This is a genomic window from Vibrio sp. Y176, assembly GCF_033438945.1.
Genome location: NZ_JAWOQS010000249.1, coordinates 1 through 865 on the forward strand (window position 1 = coordinate 1; position 865 = coordinate 865).

Here is an 865-nt window from a genome sequence, read left to right on the forward strand (position 1 = left end):
CAAGTTGCACCAGCGTCATACTCACCAAGGAAGAGACCACCATTTGACCGCCGCCAGACATGGCTGCCGCTGCGCCCGCTTGTTCTTTGTATGGTTGCATCACAAGTGCTTGTGCACAAGGCAACGCAATGCCATTGCCAAGAATCATCAACAATTGTCCAATCATCAAATACAAGGGTTCTACCGGGCAGAAAAACAGCCACAGTGCCGCACTGATATGCAAAACAGGCGTGCAAAGCAGCATTTTCTTATTTCCGATGACGGGGCGGATGCGGTTACAAATGGTTGTGCCGCCGAGCATACCTAACGCGGGGATCAGTGCCCACATGGCGTATTCGTCCGATGTCATCCCGATTTGGTCTTGCATGATAAAAGGCATCACGGAGACGGTCGTGATCATCAAGCTGAAGTTGAGCCAACTGATGCTCGCAAAGCTTATAAAATATCGAGACGAGAGCAAATCACGATACTGCACCAACATTTTGGCTGGAGAGGGGATTGCAGAGCGTCGTGTGATGGTCTCTTTGAATCGAAACGCAATGATGATCCAAGCGAGCGACACGTAACCCAACAATGAAATGAACACCATGCTCCAGCCAAAGTGGAAGTTAATGAACCCACCAATCACAGGAGCAATCAACGGCGTGATGGACGCTGCCATAGCAATGTAAGACATCGCGACGGGAAGCTCATTCCCACTAAACTGGTCGCGAGTAGAAGCCCGAGCCAACACCACGCAGCAACCCGTCCCCAAGCCTTGCAAAAAGCGGCCTAATACCATGCCAGTAAACGTATGGCTCCAGAAAATGATCATCAGCAAGCCAGACATTGCGATCAGCAAACCAGCGAGTAGCACTTTCTTGCG

1 protein-coding gene is annotated in these 865 nt (G+C 50.6%); it reads right to left on the reverse strand.

The window, feature by feature from the left end; all coding sequences use genetic code 11:
* Positions 1 to 865 (reverse strand): MFS transporter (locus tag R7O13_RS25365; protein ID WP_318305008.1); only part of this gene is annotated, 865 nt, incomplete at both ends.